Source organism: Dickeya ananatis, from assembly GCF_019464615.1.
Lineage (GTDB): Bacteria > Pseudomonadota > Gammaproteobacteria > Enterobacterales > Enterobacteriaceae > Dickeya > Dickeya oryzae.
In genome coordinates this window covers 2,392,655-2,409,721 of the sequence record NZ_CP040816.1, presented here as the reverse complement: position 1 = coordinate 2,409,721, position 17,067 = coordinate 2,392,655, and the positions used below count along the sequence as shown (strand labels likewise).

The 17,067-nt window shown below is 53.3% G+C and carries 17 protein-coding genes and 1 pseudogene; 13 read left to right on the top strand and 5 right to left on the bottom strand.

Translation table 11 applies throughout. From position 1 onward, the window contains the following. Positions 1 to 407: 407 nt before the first annotated feature. From mdcA to mdcH, 8 genes are all read left to right on the top strand, one after another. A complete protein-coding gene (mdcA, locus tag FGI04_RS10690; RefSeq protein ID WP_407321248.1) occupies positions 408 to 2,063 on the top strand; it encodes a malonate decarboxylase subunit alpha in 1,656 nt (551 codons plus the stop codon). Next, positions 2,064 to 2,921, top strand: coding sequence for a triphosphoribosyl-dephospho-CoA synthase (locus FGI04_RS10685; protein ID WP_342701454.1), 858 nt, complete (start codon positions 2,064 to 2,066; stop codon positions 2,919 to 2,921). It begins immediately after the preceding gene. A 9-nt stretch (positions 2,922 to 2,930) separates the two neighbouring features. Then, the gene (gene mdcC, locus FGI04_RS10680; RefSeq protein WP_038904776.1) at positions 2,931 to 3,230 is read left to right on the top strand and encodes a malonate decarboxylase acyl carrier protein; all 300 of its coding nucleotides are present in this window, start codon (positions 2,931 to 2,933) and stop codon (positions 3,228 to 3,230) included. Continuing rightward, a complete protein-coding gene (locus FGI04_RS10675; RefSeq protein WP_407321249.1) occupies positions 3,223 to 4,056 on the top strand; it encodes a biotin-independent malonate decarboxylase subunit beta in 834 nt (277 codons plus the stop codon). The genes mdcC and FGI04_RS10675 overlap by 8 nt, the downstream gene beginning before the upstream one ends. Further along, positions 4,053 to 4,853, top strand: coding sequence for a biotin-independent malonate decarboxylase subunit gamma (gene mdcE, locus FGI04_RS10670; RefSeq protein ID WP_407321250.1), 801 nt, complete (start codon positions 4,053 to 4,055; stop codon positions 4,851 to 4,853). The genes FGI04_RS10675 and mdcE overlap by 4 nt, the downstream gene beginning before the upstream one ends. Before the next feature lie 258 nt (positions 4,854 to 5,111). After that, entirely contained in the window at positions 5,112 to 6,071 is a 960-nt protein-coding gene (locus tag FGI04_RS10665; protein WP_038904772.1) for an AEC family transporter, read from the top strand. Positions 6,072 to 6,092: 21 nt separating this feature from the next. Then, entirely contained in the window at positions 6,093 to 6,710 is a 618-nt protein-coding gene (locus FGI04_RS10660) for a malonate decarboxylase holo-ACP synthase (RefSeq protein ID WP_407321251.1), read from the top strand. Position 6,711: 1 nt separating this feature from the next. Next, on the top strand, positions 6,712 to 7,620 hold the full coding sequence (gene mdcH, locus FGI04_RS10655) for a malonate decarboxylase subunit epsilon (RefSeq protein ID WP_407336703.1): 909 nt from the start codon (positions 6,712 to 6,714) through the stop codon (positions 7,618 to 7,620). Here mdcH and FGI04_RS10650 read toward each other — a convergent pair. Next, positions 7,604 to 8,536: a LysR family transcriptional regulator gene (locus tag FGI04_RS10650; protein ID WP_342701449.1), complete on the bottom strand. Its 933-nt coding sequence runs from the start codon at positions 8,534 to 8,536 to the stop codon at positions 7,604 to 7,606. The genes mdcH and FGI04_RS10650 overlap by 17 nt on opposite strands. A gap of 356 nt (positions 8,537 to 8,892) precedes the next feature. After that, positions 8,893 to 9,399 carry a Gfo/Idh/MocA family protein gene (locus tag FGI04_RS10645; RefSeq protein WP_407336702.1) on the bottom strand — a complete coding sequence of 169 codons (507 nt, stop codon included), beginning with the start codon at positions 9,397 to 9,399 and terminating at the stop codon, positions 8,893 to 8,895. Positions 9,400 to 9,489: 90 nt separating this feature from the next. Between FGI04_RS10645 and FGI04_RS10640 the strand changes: the two genes are divergently transcribed. Continuing rightward, positions 9,490 to 9,645 (top strand): hypothetical protein, encoded by a 156-nt coding sequence (locus tag FGI04_RS10640; RefSeq protein WP_407336701.1) that lies wholly within the window; start codon positions 9,490 to 9,492, stop codon positions 9,643 to 9,645. 406 nt (positions 9,646 to 10,051) lie between these two features. Further along, a complete protein-coding gene (locus tag FGI04_RS10635; protein ID WP_407321253.1) occupies positions 10,052 to 10,477 on the top strand; it encodes a hypothetical protein in 426 nt (141 codons plus the stop codon). A gap of 339 nt (positions 10,478 to 10,816) precedes the next feature. Here the strand turns inward: FGI04_RS10635 and FGI04_RS10630 are convergent, their stop codons facing one another. The 3 genes and pseudogenes from FGI04_RS10630 to FGI04_RS10620 all read right to left on the bottom strand — a co-directional run. Beyond that, a complete protein-coding gene (locus FGI04_RS10630) occupies positions 10,817 to 11,167 on the bottom strand; it encodes an FMN-binding protein (RefSeq protein WP_342701446.1) in 351 nt (116 codons plus the stop codon). 78 nt (positions 11,168 to 11,245) lie between these two features. Then, on the bottom strand, positions 11,246 to 12,664 hold the full coding sequence (locus tag FGI04_RS10625) for a flavocytochrome c (protein ID WP_342701445.1): 1,419 nt from the start codon (positions 12,662 to 12,664) through the stop codon (positions 11,246 to 11,248). 370 nt (positions 12,665 to 13,034) lie between these two features. Next, positions 13,035 to 13,343: pseudogene (locus FGI04_RS10620) on the bottom strand (IS5/IS1182 family transposase); the annotation flags it as partial. 599 nt (positions 13,344 to 13,942) lie between these two features. On the opposite strand from FGI04_RS10620, the gene FGI04_RS10615 reads away from it, so the two are divergent. Genes FGI04_RS10615 through FGI04_RS10605 form a run of 3 tightly spaced genes read left to right on the top strand, consistent with a single transcriptional unit; the run spans position 13,943 to position 16,991 of the window. Next, positions 13,943 to 14,656, top strand: coding sequence for a 4Fe-4S dicluster domain-containing protein (locus FGI04_RS10615; protein WP_407336700.1), 714 nt, complete (start codon positions 13,943 to 13,945; stop codon positions 14,654 to 14,656). Next, entirely contained in the window at positions 14,649 to 15,611 is a 963-nt protein-coding gene (gene nrfD / locus FGI04_RS10610) for a cytochrome c nitrite reductase subunit NrfD (RefSeq protein WP_342701443.1), read from the top strand. Before FGI04_RS10615 ends, nrfD begins: the two co-directional genes overlap by 8 nt. Next, on the top strand, positions 15,612 to 16,991 hold the full coding sequence (locus tag FGI04_RS10605) for an MFS transporter (protein WP_428845673.1): 1,380 nt from the start codon (positions 15,612 to 15,614) through the stop codon (positions 16,989 to 16,991). The last annotated feature ends 76 nt before the right edge of the window (positions 16,992 to 17,067 follow it).

Sequence of the window (17,067 nt, the reverse complement as noted above, 5' to 3'; positions counted from 1 at the left end):
ACCGAATAGTGTCTTAACCAAATAGCGTCTTAACCGATTAGTAATAATATCCATGATTCCGTTCGGCCCCGTGTTGCTTATCCAGCATGGGGCCGATGCGTATACGGCACCGGGCTTGTGCCGCTATTCCTGTCTTCCCGCAACGATGTTCCCGTTCTCACCCCATTGCTATTAATGATACCGATGTGCAAAGCGCCGGGCTGATCACAATTTGCTCGATGTAAGGGGAGTGATGGAAACCCGCACTCCACGCGGGCTGGCACGGTAATCATTGCTGGCGTGCCAGTTATCTTTACTCTAAAGCTAATGATCGTGACGGCTGCTTGATTGAAGCCGCTTCAGCCAGAGAACATACTTTCCCCAGACCAAGGCAAATCAAAATGATGAGCTGAATCAGGAGGTTAACAATGTTGTCTGGGCAAACGTCACCGCGGGTCTGGAATACGCGCCGCAGTGAAAAACAACGGCGCAAAGCGTCGATACCCGTTTCGGGCAAGGTGCTACCTACGGAACATCTGGCCGCGATGCTGGAAAAACTGATCGCTCCCGGCGATAAGGTCGTGCTGGAAGGTAATAACCAAAAGCAGGCCGATTTCCTTTCCCGCACCCTGGCGGAAGTCAACCCACAGGTGGTGCATGACCTGCACATGATCATGCCAAGCGTCGGGCGTAGCGAGCATCTGGATATCTTCGAGAAAGGCATCGCCCATAAACTCGATTTCTCCTTCTCGGGTACGCAAAGTCTGCGCATTTCTCAGCTGCTGGAAGACGGCGTGCTGGAAGTGGGCGCGATTCATACCTATATCGAACTCTATTCCCGTCTGTATGTTGATTTGATCCCGAATGTGGCACTGGTTGCAGGGTATAAAGCCGACCGTAAAGGCAACCTGTACACCGGCCCCAGCACCGAAGACACCCCGGCGCTGGTTGAAGCCGCGGCATTCCATGACGGCATCGTCATCGCGCAGGTGAATGAACTGGTGGATGACGAAACCGATTTACCACGCGTCGATATTCCCGGCTCCTGGATTGATTATGTCGTTGTCGCAGATAAGCCGTTCTTTATCGAACCGCTGTTTACCCGTGATCCGCGTCTGATCAAACAAGAACACATTCTGATGGCGATGATGGCTATCAAGGGCATCTATGCCGAGCATCAGGTGCAGTCGCTCAACCACGGTATCGGTTTTAACACCGCCGCGATTGAGCTGTTGCTGCCGACCTACGGCGAGCGTCTGGGGCTGAAAGGCAAGATCTGTAAACACTGGACACTGAACCCGCATCCCACGTTGATCCCGGCGATCGAAAGCGGCTGGGTCGAGAGTATCCACTGCTTCGGTGGTGAACTGGGGATGGAGGCCTATATCGCCGCGCGGCCGGATGTGTTTTTCACCGGCGCTGATGGGTCGATGCGCTCTAACCGCGCATTTTGCCAGCTGGCGGGACAATACGCTGTCGATATGTTTATCGGTTCGACCTTGCAGGTCGACGGGCTGGGTAACTCATCTACCGTGACCAAAGGCCGTCTTGCCGGGTTCGGCGGTGCGCCCAATATGGGGCACGACCCACATGGTCGTCGTCACGCCACCCCGGCCTGGCTCGCCATGATCAACGAACCCGATCCGATGCAACGCGGGCGCAAGCTGGTGGTGCAAATGGTGGAGACCTTCCAGGCCGGCGTTAAACCGACGTTTGTGGAAAAACTCGATGCGGTGGATGTGGCGAAAGCCACCGGTATGCCGCTGGCACCGGTGATGATTTATGGCGACGACGTGACCCACGTGCTGACCGAAGAGGGGATTGCCTATCTCTATCGCACCAACAGTCTGGAAGAACGGCGGGCGATGGTCGCAGCGGTAGCCGGGATCACCGATATCGGGCTGGGTGTGGACGCTCAACGCGTGGCGGAGTTCCGCCGCAGCGGCAAGGTGGCCTACCCGGAAGATTTGGGGATCCGCCGTACCGAAGCGACCCGTTCCTTGTTAGCGGCGGGTAGCGTGGCCGACCTGGTGGAATGGTCAGGCGGCTTATACAACCCGCCAGCCAAATTCCGGAGCTGGTAAATGAAAACGCAGCGACAGTCTGATGCCCACGGTTATGCCCATTGGCTGGCCGACACCGCAACACATTGCCTGATTGAGGAAGCGCGACTGAGCCCCAAACCGGGTCTGGTCGATAGCCGCGGCAGCGGTGCGCATCAGGATTTGACGCTCGCGCTGATGGAACGCTCCGCTTACAGCCTGACCGCGACCTTTCATGCACTGGCGCTTCAGAGCTGGCAACGCCCGGCGGATGCCGCATTACGGCAGACAGTGGGGCGGGTGGGGCGTGAAGGCGAACAGCAGATGATGCTGGCGACAGGCGGTGTGAATACGCACCGCGGAGCCATCTGGGCATTGGGGCTGTTGGTGAGCGCCGCAGCGATGCTCGGCGGTTTTGGCAGCGAGCAGACTATCACCGAGACGGCAGCACGGCTGGCTCGCCTGCCGGATAGCGCCGCGCCGACCGTGTTCAGCAAAGGGCGGCTGGCGACGCAGCGTTATCAGGTATCGGGGGCGCGTGAAGAAGCGCAGCAGGGCTTTCCACATATTACCCGGCTGGCGCTGCCGCAACTGCGACGCAGTCGGCGTCAGGGCGCGAGCGAGAACGACGCGCGGCTGGATGCACTGATGGCGGTCATGACGTCGCTGAGCGATACCTGTGTGTTGTCGCGCGCCGGGCTTGATGGGTTACAGGCGATGCAGCAGGGTGCACAGGCAGTACTGGCGGCGGGTGGCGTGTCTTGCCCCGCGGGCCGACAGGCGCTGGCGCAACTGGATACGCGCATGCTGGCGCTGAACGCCTCGCCTGGCGGTGCGGCCGACCTGCTGGCTGCCACGTTATTGCTTGATGGTATCGCACAACCATCTTTATACGATTAAGAGGGTGTTATGGAACACATTACATTGTCATTCCCGGCTACCCGCACGGCCAGCGGCAACGCGCTGGCGGGCGTGGTGGGATCCGGTGATATGGAAGTGCTGTTGACGGCGGATGCCGGACAGACGCTCACCATCGACATCACCACGTCGGTGGATAACAGCCGGGCACGCTGGCAGGCGCTGTTTTCCCGGTTAAGTACGCTTGGCAGCCTGACGGCCGGCACCATGACCATCCATGATTTTGGCGCCACGCCCGGTGTGGCACGCATCCGTATCGAACAGGTTTTTGAAGGGGTGAGTTATGCGTGACGACCGCAGTTTTATCGAACTTAAAGCGCGGGAACGCGCCCACGCGCTGTTGGATGAAGGCAGCTACCGCGAGCTGCTCGGCCCGTTTGACGGCATGGTTTCGCCGTGGCTGAGTCAGCAAGGGATCGTGGTGCAGTCTGACGACGGCATGGTGGTCGCGAAAGGTACGTTGCAGGGCAAACCGACGGTGGTCATCGCGATTGAAGGGGCATTTCAGGGCGGCAGCATGGGGGAAGTCTCCGGGGCCAAGATGGCCGCTGCGCTGGAACTGGCGGCTGAGGACCAGCGGAACGGTATTCCGACGCAGGCGATTCTGTGCCTGGAAACGGGCGGGGTACGGTTGCAGGAAGCCAATCTGGGCCTGGCGGCGATCGCTGATATCCATGCCGCGATTGTCGACTTGCGTCGTTATACACCGGTTATCGGCATCATCGCCGGGACGGTAGGGTGCTTTGGCGGCATGTCGATTGCCGCGGCACTGTGCAGCCACCTGATTGTTACCCGCGAGGCACGTCTGGGCCTCAATGGCCCGCAGGTGATTGAACAGGAAGCTGGCGTCGCCGAGTACGACTCGCGTGATCGCCCGTTCATCTGGAGTATGACCGGCGGTGAGATTCGTCACCACAGCGGTCTGGCCGACAGTCTGGTGGCTGATGGCGTTAACGCCGTCAAACACGCGGTGAATGATGCCCTTGCCCACGGTGTAGCGGCACAGCACCGGTCGGATAAGTATGCGTGGTATCTGACACGTCTGACTGATGCCGATACACGCATGCAGGCCGACACGCAGCAGATCCAACAGCTTTTCGGGGAGGTAAAACCATGAGTCAGGTAGCACATCGCGGCGCGCTATGGTTAGACGCGCTGGCACCTGGGAAACCACGCCTGAGCGGGCTGTGCCCGTCGGTACAGGTGGCGGACGGCGACATCGCCGGTGAGTCGGTACGTTTTATCGCTGTGGTTCCCGACGCGAATAACCACTACCCGCGTGCGGTAAAAGGTGAGGTCGGGTTGCTGGAAGGCTGGACGCTGGCGAAGGTGGTGCATGAAACGATTGCAGCCGATCGCAATAGCGAGAAGAAACGCCCGATCGTAGCGGTAATTGATGTACCCAGTCAGGCGTATGGTCGCCGGGAAGAAGCCTTCGGTATTCATCAGGCGCTGGCGGCGTCGGCAGGGGCTTACGCCGAGGCACGTCTTGCTGGTCACCCGGTCATTGGGTTGATCGTCGGCAAAGCGATGTCCGGGGCGTTTCTGGCTCACGGCTATCAGGCCAACCGACTGATCGCCTTTAATGACCCGGAAGTCCAAATTCATGCCATGGGCAAAGCCTCAGCGGCGCGTATCACGCTCAGAAGTGTCGAAGACCTGGAGAAGCTGGCCGCGACCATCCCGCCGATGGCGTATGACATCCGCAATTACGCCACGCTGGGGTTGTTATCCACGCTGCTGGATATCGCCAACCCGGATGCGCCGTCCGCTGACGATTTGTCGCAGGTGATCGCGGCACTGCAACAGGCGGTGGCCGATGCCCGCCGTGACCCATCGCTGAAAACGCGACTGGGTGCGGACAACCGGCGCAGTTCTTCCCTCGTTCGTGAGCGGATGAGGGCGCAGTGGTAAGCGCGCTTAACCACGCTTACAGCTAAGTCACACACCGGTGGCTGGTTCGTGTTGAACCACGACGGCCACCTATCGGTAAGCCAATAAAGAGACCTGCCAGATAACAGGGGCAAGGTGCCATTCGGCGCCTGCAGGATCCCTTTTGTCTGAAAAAAACGGCCGTCTGAACATCGACAGACATTGCGCCCGCCACTGTGCGGACACAAGCCAAACCATCGCGCTGGAACTGATACTCTTTTTATTACAGGTGAATACGATATGACTTATGTAATTGTTCATGCCCTCGCGCCCATTTTTATCATCATGCTGCTGGGGTTCTGGGCGGGCAAAGCCAAGCTGGTGGATAACAAGAACGTCGCGCTGCTCAATATTTTCGTGATGGATTTTGCTTTGCCAGCGGCATTGTTTAGCGCCACCGTGCAAACGCCCTGGTCCGGCATTGTCCAACAGTCTCCGCTGATCGTGGTGTTGACGCTGGCGATGTGGATAACCTACGCCGCTATCTACTTTCTGGCCGTCAAGGTATTCCATAAAACGCCGCAGGATGCAGCGGTGCTGACGCTGACCGTCGCGCTGCCCAACTACGCGGCACTCGGTTTGCCGATCCTCGGCAGTGTGCTGGGTGATGGGTCATCGACATCACTCTCCGTGGCGGTCTCTATTGCCTGTGGTTCGGTATTAATGACGCCGTTCTGCCTGCTGATTCTGGAGCGTGAAAAGGCGCGGGCGTCCGGCGGCAGCGAGACCTCTACGCTGTCGATGCTGCCAGTGTTGATGTGGCGATCGCTGAAAAAACCGATTGTGTTAGGGCCGCTGTTGGGTGTCGTGTTATCCGCCATCGGTATCCGTATGCCAGAACTGCTGTTATCGGCAATCAAACCGCTGGGCTTATCCGCGACCGCGACCGCACTCTTCCTGACCGGGGTTATTCTGTCAGCACGTCAGTTAAAACTGAATTCGATGGTCACCACCGCGGTATTGACCAAGTTGCTGATTCAACCGGCGTTGGCATGGGGTATCGTGCTGGTACTGGGATTACACGGCTCGGTGGCGATCACCGCGATTCTGATGATTGCGCTGTCCGCCGGGTTTTTCGGGGTGGTGTTCGGTAACCGTTTTGGCGTGCAATCGCCGGATGCTGAAGCCGTGCTGCTGTTAAGCTCCGTTCTCTGTATCCTGTCGCTGCCGCTGTTTATCACGTTAACGTCAGGTATTTGAACGACATCAGGAGTCTGAATCATGGTAACGACACGACCGCACGACCTGTTATGGCTTGCCTCCCGCGACGCATTGGAGGGGATTGATGCTCCCTGGGTGGCGAGCCAGTGGCAACCGGCGCTGCCGGTGGTGGTGCGGCGTGACGTTGACCCGGCCGGGCGCATTCCGGTGGGGGTGCGCGGCCTGCGCCGCGACCAGCGTGCTGCCGGGTGGGTAGCGCCAGAGCAGATTGTTCGGGTGGTCACGCCGGAGAGTCTGAGCAACCTGTCATCGCTATTGCATTCATCGTTTGTCTCTCAGCCGCCGGTACAGCTTGCGATTCAACTGGCGCAACAGCACTGGCCGTGGCAATGGGGCATCACCGGTGCCACGGCCTACGCGCTGGCAACGCAAGTGCCGGTACTGCATGCCGCCAGCGACCTGGATCTGCTGATTCGCGCACCACAGGCGCTGGAGCGTGACACGTTGGTAAACTGGCAACGGCTGCTTTTCGCATCGCCGTTATGCCGAGCTGATACGCAAATTGAAACGCCCAACGGCGGTTTCGCGCTGGCTGAATGGTTACGTGATGGACAGGTGCTGTTAAAAACCAACCACGGCCCGCGGCGGGTCAGCGACCCGTGGGCAATGGAGCTGTAAAATGAAAATTCTGTTTACCTTCCCCGGACAGGGCGCACAGCACGCCGGCATGTTGCAGCAATTGCCTGTTGATACGAGCGTGCTGGATGAGGCGGTTGCCGTGTTGGGGGATGAGGTTTACCAGCTGGATACCCCGCAGTCATTACGACACACCCGTGCGGTACAACTGTGCCTGTTGATAACCGGGGTGGCCTGGGCCAGAGCGCTGATGGCGCGTGACCTGATGCCAGATATGGTCAGCGGTTTATCGATTGGCGCGTTTCCGGCGGCGGTGATAGCTGGGGTGCTGCGTTTTGATGATGCGTTACGGCTGGTGGCGTTGCGCGGTGATCTGATGGAACAGGCATACCCGCAAGGCTACGGACTGACCGCGATTATGGGCTTAAGCCAGTCGGAGGTGGAGGCCTTGCTGCCCGGCAGCGGGGCGTATATCGCCAACCTGAATGCTGAACGGCAAATTGTGATTGCCGGTAGCGATGAAAGCATGGCACAGGTGGCGGAACAGGCACTGCAACGCGGTGCCAGCCGGGCGCAACGCCTGCATGTTAGCGTGCCGTCACACTGTGCGCTGCTCGATGCGCCCGCCGGGCAACTGGCGGCGGCGATGGCGTCGGTGTCCTTTTCTCCTCCCCGCTGCTGTTACCTCAGCGGCAGCTCCGCCCGTGCTATCTGGCAACCGGAGCGTATTGCAGACGATCTGGCGATGAACATGGCGCGCACTGTGCGTTGGCATGAGGCGATGGTGGCAGCGGAAGAGCGTGATGTCGGGCTGGCGATTGAGATGCCGCCGGGTGGCGTGCTGACTTGTCTGGCGAAACAGGCGTTTAGTCGCAGCGAGGCATTTTCACTGGAGCGTAGCGGTAGCGATGTGATTATCCACCGCACCGCGCAACTCAGGGCGCAGGGGTAGTATTCAGGCTGCGGGCGTACATACGGCCTTCGGCGACCAGCGCCAGCAGATTCGGGTCGTGCTCGCGGTTGCGAGCGAAGACGATGGCGATAAGCTGGCGCATCTGATAAGGCGCTGCCAGCGGTAGCAGTTGCACATCGTTCTCGTAGACTTTTTTCATCCGCTCGGGGATCAGGGTAAAGCCGACACCAGCCTGCACCAGACTCAGCATGGAAAAGATATCACCCACCCGCGTGACGATCTCCGGTTCAAAGCCTGCAATATGAAACGCCTCCTGAAAACCGGCATAGGTGGCAAACCCTTCAGACAGTGAGACGAACCGTTGGTGATGAAAATCCCGCAGGTCGGCCGGTTGACTGGTATTGAGCTTTGCGCTGGCGGGTGCCGCCAGACAAATATTATCCTCAAACAACGGCAGACACTCCAACCGGTTACGATCAATCGTGTCGTCGGACAGCGAGATAAGGATCGCGTCAAGCTGTTGGTCATCCAGCATGGCGAGCAGACGCTGATTCGACCCCATGGTCAAATCCAGTTCCAGATCGGGACGGCGCAGTTTGACGCCCATGATCAGGCGTGGCACCGTTTCCAGCGTCAGCGAATACAGTGTGCCGATACGCAGTCGCCCCTGACCGACGCCTGCGGTCTTGCGCGTCTCTTCCAGCCCTCGCTCCATCAGCGACATCGCTTCCTGGCTGTATTCCAGTAGCGTATGTGCCGCTGGCAATGCCACCAGATTGCGACCTTTATGGATAAACAGCGGGCAGCGCACGCCTTCTTCCAGCGTATGTAACGCCCGGTGCACGCTGACACCGCTCAACCCAAGGCGTTCCGCAGTACGGGTGATGGTGCCGGTTTCCATGAAGGTCTTGAAAATCTCAAGTTTACGGAAGGTGATGTCGCTGTCTGTTAGCATGTCGGGCTCATTGCGTGATAGCGCTGTGGATGGGAAAAACGTAAGAGAATTGTACCTGCAATATGCAGTAAAAGGGGAGTTAGACGGCGCTTCGCGTGATGTGTGGCAATATTCAGGCGTGGAGTAATCGTAATGGGTGTGATGCCTTTGCTGACGACAACGGAAGGCACGTCCTGACTATTTTCAAAAAAACGGTTGAACCCGCGCTCCAGATTAAGGCGTTCTACTAAGGTCAGGTTTGCCGACCGTGTTTGGCTATATCCCGCTGCGTGGGCTGGTCGCACCGGAATATAGTCAAACCCCGAATAGCCACCGCGGCTCCGTGTGGCTACGTATCTTTTATTATATCGATTCGATCACATCGGGACGCTATCGAGACATGACGTGATTTCATCCAGCGTGACTATCCGGCGCTCGCGCCATGCCCGGGTCGCGGCTTCCGCGATACATTGCGCCCACAGACCATCGAGGACGCCGGGCACGCGGCTGGTCGATGGGATACTGGTGTCACGCACGAAATCGACAAAGGCGTATAGAGCCGCCTGATAGCTGGGCGCCATTCGGATCATCGGGTCTTTGGGCAAACCTTCTGTCAGTACCTTGTCGTCATAAATGCGCATCACGCTACCTTCGGTAATACGTGAGGATTCGGCTAACCCTCTGGTACCAAATACCTCGATGCGATCGTCATAACCGTAGACCGCACGTCGGGCATTATCGATTTGACACAGCGCGCCGCTGGTGGTGCGTAGTGTTACCAGCGCGGTATCCACGTCATTCGCTTGTGAAAACAGCGGGTCTGCTATGACGGAGCCGAAGGCGGATAATTCGGTTATTTCCTCACCCGTCAACCATCGGGCCATGCAGAAGCACGCTTTTCGCAAAATGCCGTTGCCATCTTTGATATCGAAGACGGTGCCGTCCAGTTTTCACTGTTGCCGATTGATTTGGGGATGAACCGTTCACGGCCGCTGGATCGGGGGTTGCCACAGCGCGTGTCTCATCAGGAAGGGCATGCCATTGACGCCTCACTGACCACACTAAGTGAGCGTTATGGCACTGTATTAGAGTATAGCGAAGCGAGTGGATTGATCTCGGTTGTAAGTTGATCATACGTTATCGCTGAACGATGTCAGCCCAAATATCGCGCTGATCGAGAGCGGTTTTCTGTGTGATGTGCACCAGCTTGGATTTTCTTCTGTTCGAATTCATCTCTCCCGCCCTTCAACATCGCCGGGTGATTGTACCCGGCGATGCCCGCCATAGCCGATGTCATGCGTCCTGGCAGGCTACGCCTTTAGTTCGATAGCGACAGACTCTTGCAATATAGCGTGGGGTTACTTCTGAAATAGGGCGGCATTGGTTTTTAAGCGGGGGAATACGCTTTTTCCGAGCGGAGATCAAAACTAGCGACGCAACCTGAAACCTGACCGCCAATTAAAAGGAGCGTTTCCTTTTCTGGTGTATCAGCGCTATTGTTTTAAGCATTAGAGGGTTGCATCAGGAATGACGACGATGAATGAGCGGTTCACTATTGGTGATGACCATGTGCGTTTCACCTCTCCCGATGTTGTTTTACCGCTGGGATATCAGGCCATCGCGCATCGTTTTTTTCGCCACACTATTCCGTCCGCGTATGACGTCGAGATGGCAATCGCCACCATCGAAGATGTGATTCAGGCGACATCGGTACTACGTCAGGTCGCGCAGCAGGCTTCATGCGCCGACCCATATCTTAAAGAGATTGCCCGCATCACAGGCAGCCATGACATGCTGACTCAGCAGCAGATCGAGGATGTATTCAACCGTGTGGCGGATGTGATTTCCGGCAGCCCCAAACGTGACGGTGAATTTCCAGATGAAATCGGGTTTATCAGCTACCTGGTTATCGTGCGTGAACTGTCGCATCATCTTAATATTCAGCAGATTATGTTGGTATAGCAGAGTGCTCTGCGAGAGGTATATGCGATTGCTCGGTTATCTCTTGCTTCAGTCTGATTATGGTCAGGGGCTGTTTGTATAGGATGTTGGACCCAAAGAGGTTTGGCCGTCTGCTCATGCCAGAAGCCGATAGTTACTGAAAATACGGTGTTAGGGGAATTCCAGGCCTTTGCCATCAATAAAGGCTGAGTCCACATTACGTGGGTAGGATCAAAATTCGTTCCCAACAAATTTGTCCCTTGCTTGCCGTGTGACGATGCTCATGACTGAGCATCGTCCTAAAGGGTTAACGCTTTGCGTTATTTAAAACGAGAATGCGAATGATTTGGGTTTAAATGATTAAGATTTCGCTTTCTCTAACGCCTGTTTTGCCGCCGCCAGTACACCTGTGCTGGACATGGTCGCGCCCGTCACCGCATCAATTCCCTCTACTGTTTGTTTTTCAATAATTTCTGGCAAGATGTTATCAATTACCCCTAGCATCATTGCTTCAGTATCTTCGTGTTTTACCACTTCAACATTGGCAATTTTGCCCGCGTTAACTTTCACTGAAACTTCGATCTCCCCCTCTTTGCCTTGCGCTTTTCCGGTGTATGTCCCGTCTTTATACGTTTGAGCAGCCTGAACGCTGGCCGAGGTCACAAACAACAAGGCGGCGGCAACAGCCAACGATGGAATGATCTTTTTCATAATTCTCCCACTTCTCTCTGGTATTGAGATGAATGCAACGCCGCTACTCACGAAGCGGCGTCCCGTGAATAATGTGGCTTATTGACCTGCTTTAATTTCTTTTACCGCCTCATCGGCACCAATACGACCAAAGGTAATGATATCCGCCAGAGAGTTACCCCCCAGTCGGTTGGCACCATGCACCCCACCAGCAGCTTCACCTGCCGCAAACAGGTTCGGGATCACCTTGCCTTGGTTATCGATAACTTGTGCTTTGGTGTTGATGGCGATACCACCCATCGTATGATGGATACCTGGCGTCACTTCGATAGCGTAATATTTGCCTGTATCCAGTGCTTGTTTAAAACTTTCGCGACCGAACTCGGTGTCTTTGTTCGCTTTTGCGTAGCCTGTGTAGTCAGACAGCGTTTTAGATAACTGCTTGGGATCCATCTTGATGGCAGTCGCAAGCGCTTCTACCGAATCCCCTTCGAACACCAGTTTCTGTTTAAAATAAGTATCAATGGTTTTATTCTGCTTGACGAGTGCGTCATTAAAGATCACATAAGCATGGGCGTTAGGTTGTTTTAAAATGTTTTGCGAAACCACATCGCGTGTTAGTAATTCATTAACAAACCGCTTGCCTTGTTCGTTAACTAAAATAGCACCGTCACCACGCACACCTTCCGTAATCAGAATCCCTTTTCCGGGTACGGTTGAGGGGTGAATTTGGATATATTCCATATCCACTAGCTTGGCGTTAATATTTTCCGCCATTTTTACACCTTCTCCTAATGAACCAGGAGCATTCGTCGTTTTAAAACCAACCAATTTGGGATCGTAGTGTTTAATCATGTCAAAATTTGCACCAAATCCACCGGAGGTAATCATCACTTTCTTAGCATCGATGGTGTAAACGTTACCATCTTTACCTTTAGCCTTAATACCAGTCACTACACCTTTATCATTTTTGATAATTTCTGTTGCAGAAGTGCGTGTACGCATATCAATATTAAGTGCTTTGATTTTTTTGATCAGCGCAGTAGCAATAAAACTGCCCGCGGGTTCGCCCCCAATAGGGCGGTGAATACGATCGACACTCGCCCCTCCGGCTCGAGACACATCCGCTAACTCAGCGCCATTTTCTTTCAAAAATTGAATGGAATCTTTTGCTTGCTCTGTAAGGATGTGCACCAAATCAGGATTATTGATGTTTCGTCCTCCTTTCATTGTATCTTTAAAGAACAACTCAGGGCTATCTTCAATGCCCTTGGCCTTTTGATAAGGCGTTCCCGCCGCGTTTAGGCCTCCCTCTGCGCGTGCTGTATTCCCTCCGGCAAACGGCATCTTTTCCAATAGGATGACTTTAGCTCCCTGATTATGTGCTTCAATGGCGGCAGTCATACCTGCGCCCCCCGCGCCAATGATCACCAGATCGGTAGATTCCCGGGTCTCACTTTGCGCCATAGAAGAAAAAGCGAGTGCGAGCATACTGAATAACAGAGCTTTTTTTTTCATAATAAATTTCCTTTATTTTATTCTTGGATGAAGCAAGCAAAGACTATTTTTTGAATTAAAAACGGAGGTGTGGCCGTCTCTGTCAATTTTCATATCAACATAACTCAAAAATAAACCTGCGCAGAACATCCCCCATACAAGGTATTAATATTTTTATAACATACTCACAGTGCATTGCATCATCACGGTTTTTAATCATGATGCACTAAGTGCAATAGCATTGCTTTTTCAAATAGTACGCTGATAACAGAATAATTATTTTAACCCGATCATAAAATGACACATTCAGAAACAGGTGTGTTTGAGTGTGAAATAGGTTCTGTTGAATAAGTAATATTTTGGTCAAGGGCTCTTGGCAAAAGAGCGATTCTCAGGCAATACGCATAATTTCTGGCATATCTACCTTCGTCATGCTGTTTAGTGAAAGCACGATGACCAGAGCCTCTGCAACCTGACCATCGTAGTCCCGCTGTGTCAGTGAATCACCGAACAACGGTGGTAGTCCGTTGCCCATTTCCTACGGGTATTGTTGCCTTAACCCTCGGATTCGCAACAGTAGGGTGCAATCTGCATACACCTCATGTCAGTTTTCTGAACCCTCGCGGCGAGGGATAAGAGCGTTGATTTTCTTTCGTCGCAGTTCATCATGGTATGGCTGAGTATCATACGCATCGGCTGAAATCAGATGAAACTCCACAACGCGTGCAAATATTTTGGCGTAATATCCATCCCTTCTTTTTTCAGGCTGTACCGACATTTTACAATTCAGTAACCTTGCCCATTTTTCCCGAAATTGAACATTCAGTCGCGTTGCCTCCATTAGCATCTGATACTCTCACATCACGGTTTTATGATTATTTTTAGGCTGATAATATTGCCCCATGTAAATAAATAATGATTCCCAGCTGACTCTCCATTATTATTTTCTTTTTATTAACACTTGCTCATTTACTTAATCGTTTCCGCTATTCTCCTTTCTGGGATTTTATAATGAACCCAGATGATGTTTATATTAAACTTCAAAGCTGAAAATGTGATTTACTGCACGATATATCCACTAAGTGGTATGGTCAAATAAAACACATAGGAAGATCATGGTTTATGTGAATCTTCTATTTTTTATAGATAAAAAATTTATGATGCCTGCTGGGCATCGATATAAAAAAGTTTTTTTCGCTGTCTCAGGGCAGGCCTTCTACACTGCGTATAACAAATCAGACACAGCAAGCGCCTACCACCTGAATATTTTTGGGTATATTCAATACTGAAGGTAATGTTATGGAAGATCATTCCCGCCGCCGATTTCTTGCCTACATGGGGAGTGCCTTTTTTATGACTGGCAGTTCCTCACTGGCGTTAGCAAATGAGGCTGCACCGCAAAACGCAACACCCGCGACTGGCGCTTCGAAAGGAGTACGTTATGGCATGTTGCACAACGAATCACTGTGTATCGGCTGTAAAGCCTGTATCGGTGCCTGTAAAGAGACCAACCATGTCCCCGATGGGGTGACCCGCCTCGAGATCCTGACCTCGGTTAATATTCCGCGCACCTCGACCAGTCGTGCTGTACGCCAATATTTCCGTAAATCCTGCCAGCATTGCGAAAACCCGCCGTGCGTTTCCGTGTGCCCGACCGGCGCTTCTTTTAAGGATGCGCTCACCGGCATCGTTGACGTCAACGATAAGCGCTGCGTGGGCTGTCGCTATTGCATCGCGGCCTGCCCTTACCACGTGCGCTTTATCAACCCAGTAACCAATACCGCCGATAAGTGCAATTTTTGCCGTGAAACCAATCTGGCCGCAGGCAAAAAACCGGCCTGCGTCGAGATCTGTCCGACCCACGCCCTGGTGTTTGGCGATTTGAACGATCCGGCCAGCGATATCTCCCAGATGATCCTTGCGAATCCAACTTATCGCTCCAAAGTATATCTGGGCACAGAACCGAAGCTCTATCGCATTCCAGGCAAGCGCGGGGTAATCGACAATGTTTAATGCTTTCCACTTCAACACGCTAGTGTGGGATTGGCCCATTGCCATCTATCTGCTTTTGGTAGGTATTTCCGCCGGCATGGTCACCCTCACGATGTTGCTGAAGTATTATGTGCCTGCTGAGTACAGCGGCAAAAATCCTATCGTTATAGCAACGGCTGTCGTGGCACCGCTGTCGGTGATGGTCGGTCTGATTATTCTGATCTTCCACCTGACTCGGCCGATGACTTTTTGGTACCTGATGGTCTTCTACAATCCTGGTTCCATCATGTCGCTCGGTGTGATGCTGTTTCAGGTCTACTTCGTGTTTATCATCCTGTGGCTGGTCAGCCTGTATCGAGATGCGTTGCTGAAGCTGGTGAGTAAATTCAACACTGGTGGTCTGTTCTCTCTGGTGAGTAATCTGAGTGCTATTGTCCAGAAACGTATCAGCTGGTTTGAGAATACGCTGTTAGTGTTGGCAATCCTGTTGGGGTGCTATACCGGTTTCCTGCTGTCAGCCCTCAAATCCTTCCCGATGCTGAACAATCCAGTGTTGCCAGTACTATTCCTCGCCTCGGGCACCACGTCAGGCATTGCGGTTGCATTATTGGCTGGTGCCATGAATCGCCGGTTTATTAGCGAACATAAGGGTACGCTGTATTTCATCCATAAGATTGAAAATCCGGTGGTATTCGCAGAACTCTTCTTGTTGTTCGCCTTCTTTGTCGGGCTGTTATTGGGGGGCGGTCAGAAAACCCTGTCGGCGCACAATGCACTTACCGGTTTCTGGGGCGGCGTGTTCTGGATTGGTGTTATCGGTGTAGGTATCGTGGTTCCGCTTATCGCCGGATTCCTGAAGAGCCACGACAGTGCGCCAGGCCGTAAGCAGATGGTATTTATGGCGGGTCTCAGTCTGCTCGGTGTGTTCTTGCTGCGTATGTTTGTACTGTACGCCGGCCAGATGACCGTGGCGTAAATGATGAAGACGTCGTGGACGCTGTTCTGGATTGCATCCATCACTTTTTTTATGCAATCCGTCGACACGACGATGCTGTATATCGCACTGCCAGCTATTGCGGAGGTGTTTCACCAACCGGTGCTGCATATGGAGCTGATTGTTATCTCCTATGTTGTCACCGTGGTGGCCTTCACCCCCGTCAATGGCTGGATGGCAGAGCGACTGGGTGAACGTAACACCTACCTTGTCGCGGTCGCTATTTTTATGACCGGCTCGCTATTGTGCGCGACTGCGACGTCTATCGTCAGTCTGAGCGCATTTCGTTTTATGCAAGGGATCGGCGGTGCGTTAATGCTGCCGATAATCAGAACCATTATTTTGAGGACCACGCCAGATGCCATGAAACTCTTATTCCTCAACCGCATTACCCTGCTGGGGTTACTGGGTACCATGATTGGTCCGGTGCTGGGGAGTTTGATGGTCAATATGGTGTCGTGGCGTCTGATTTTTGTGCTTAACATTCCCTTATGCCTGGTCTGTCTTATATTGGCGAGAAAACATATCCCTGCCAATATGCAGGTCCCACACATTCGGGGAGACACCTATAAACTGATGCTGCTGGTAGGCATCTTATTTCTCGGCGCATTTCTGCTCACTGCGATACCAAAAAATATCATCAGCCTACCGCTGAGTACCTCGCTGGCTATTGCCGGGTTTGGCTTGGTATTCCTCTATTTCAGACGGAATCTGCTGACAGATAGATCTAAATCGCGCGAAAACCTGTTCGCCATTAAAACATTTTCTATTGGCGTGACCAGTGGTATTGTCACGCGAATTTTGCTCTCCTCGATCCCAGTGGTGCTGTCGCTGATGCTGCAAACCAAACTAGCGTGTGACCCTATCACCGTTAGCCTGATTTTATTATTATTCTCCAGCGGTGCTCTGCTCTCTAAAATTGGCTTTGAGCCGCTGATAAAACGGATTGGTTATCGCAAGCTGCTCCTACACACCACGGCCTTTACTTCTCTGTGTATTCTTGCAATGGGTGCCGCAGTGCAGGAGAACGCAACGATATTCATCGGCATTATTGCTGTGCTGCTCGGCATTCTGATCTCAACATTGCATTCCGCAGAGAATACACTGGCCTTCAGCAGTTTGAGTCACCACACCTATAATAACGGCAATAACATTATGACGGTGACTCAGTTACTTTCCATTATGGCAAGTATGGCATTAACCTTTCCTATGCTGCGTTTTCTTACCCGAGTGGAGAGTGCTATTAATTTAAATAGTTTTAGCCTGTTATTTATTTTGCTCGGTATCGGGTTACCTATTTGCTGTTTTATATTCATGCATCTCAATGAAGATGACGGCCATAATTTTATTCATGGAAGATAAAGTAAGGGAGAGTGCGAGGGGGTTGTCTTGCTTAGCGAAGAAAAACGTCGAGTGAAATATTCATATGTACGGAGAA

Bases quoted from the DNA above. Each gene is read 5' to 3' on its own strand.
- mdcA (WP_407321248.1), top strand. From the start codon at position 408: ATGTTGTCTGGGCAAACGTCACCGCGGGTCTGGAATACGCGCCGCAGT.
- FGI04_RS10685 (WP_342701454.1), top strand. From the start codon at position 2,064: ATGAAAACGCAGCGACAGTCTGATGCCCACGGTTATGCCCATTGGCTG.
- mdcC (WP_038904776.1), top strand. From the start codon at position 2,931: ATGGAACACATTACATTGTCATTCCCGGCTACCCGCACGGCCAGCGGC.
- FGI04_RS10675 (WP_407321249.1), top strand. From the start codon at position 3,223: ATGCGTGACGACCGCAGTTTTATCGAACTTAAAGCGCGGGAACGCGCC.
- mdcE (WP_407321250.1), top strand. From the start codon at position 4,053: ATGAGTCAGGTAGCACATCGCGGCGCGCTATGGTTAGACGCGCTGGCA.
- FGI04_RS10665 (WP_038904772.1), top strand. From the start codon at position 5,112: ATGACTTATGTAATTGTTCATGCCCTCGCGCCCATTTTTATCATCATG.
- FGI04_RS10660 (WP_407321251.1), top strand. From the start codon at position 6,093: ATGGTAACGACACGACCGCACGACCTGTTATGGCTTGCCTCCCGCGAC.
- mdcH (WP_407336703.1), top strand. From the start codon at position 6,712: ATGAAAATTCTGTTTACCTTCCCCGGACAGGGCGCACAGCACGCCGGC.
- FGI04_RS10650 (WP_342701449.1), bottom strand. From the start codon at position 8,536: ATGCTAACAGACAGCGACATCACCTTCCGTAAACTTGAGATTTTCAAG.
- FGI04_RS10645 (WP_407336702.1), bottom strand. From the start codon at position 9,399: ATGGCCCGATGGTTGACGGGTGAGGAAATAACCGAATTATCCGCCTTC.
- FGI04_RS10640 (WP_407336701.1), top strand. From the start codon at position 9,490: ATGAACCGTTCACGGCCGCTGGATCGGGGGTTGCCACAGCGCGTGTCT.
- FGI04_RS10635 (WP_407321253.1), top strand. From the start codon at position 10,052: ATGAATGAGCGGTTCACTATTGGTGATGACCATGTGCGTTTCACCTCT.
- FGI04_RS10630 (WP_342701446.1), bottom strand. From the start codon at position 11,167: ATGAAAAAGATCATTCCATCGTTGGCTGTTGCCGCCGCCTTGTTGTTT.
- FGI04_RS10625 (WP_342701445.1), bottom strand. From the start codon at position 12,664: ATGAAAAAAAAAGCTCTGTTATTCAGTATGCTCGCACTCGCTTTTTCT.
- FGI04_RS10615 (WP_407336700.1), top strand. From the start codon at position 13,943: ATGGAAGATCATTCCCGCCGCCGATTTCTTGCCTACATGGGGAGTGCC.
- nrfD (WP_342701443.1), top strand. From the start codon at position 14,649: ATGTTTAATGCTTTCCACTTCAACACGCTAGTGTGGGATTGGCCCATT.
- FGI04_RS10605 (WP_428845673.1), top strand. From the start codon at position 15,612: ATGATGAAGACGTCGTGGACGCTGTTCTGGATTGCATCCATCACTTTT.